The sequence below is a fragment of the Rhizobium sp. rho-13.1 genome (genome assembly GCF_007000305.1).
GTDB lineage: Bacteria > Pseudomonadota > Alphaproteobacteria > Rhizobiales > Rhizobiaceae > Rhizobium > Rhizobium rhododendri.
Window position 1 is genome coordinate 1 of the sequence record NZ_SCFL01000107.1, and the last position, 315, is coordinate 315.

At 53.7% G+C, this 315-nt stretch carries 1 pseudogene; it reads right to left on the bottom strand.

The features are described 5' to 3' along the window. Positions 1-199, bottom strand: a pseudogene (locus EQW76_RS29565) (EmrB/QacA family drug resistance transporter); the annotation flags it as partial. Positions 200-315 lie beyond the last annotated feature (116 nt).

Here is a 315-nt window from a genome sequence, read left to right on the forward strand (position 1 = left end):
CCAGCCCGAATGCGATTGCGATCCTGAGGTCAAGGGTTCTGATCAGAAGCGGGAAGAACGGAATGATCGCCAGCATTGGCAGGCCGCTGATAAGAACGACCATTCCCGATTGAAGCGCGTTGTATCCACTAATACGGGCAAGGAATTGAGGGATGAGATAGGTTATTCCATAGAGCGATGCCCCCGTGACGACCGCCATGAGGACGACACTTCCAAACGATCTTTGAAACAGGATGCTCAGGCGGATTACAGGCCTATCGGCAGTAAGCTGGCCCAAGACAAGCATACAAAAACCTCCCAGCGCGACGCCAGTCA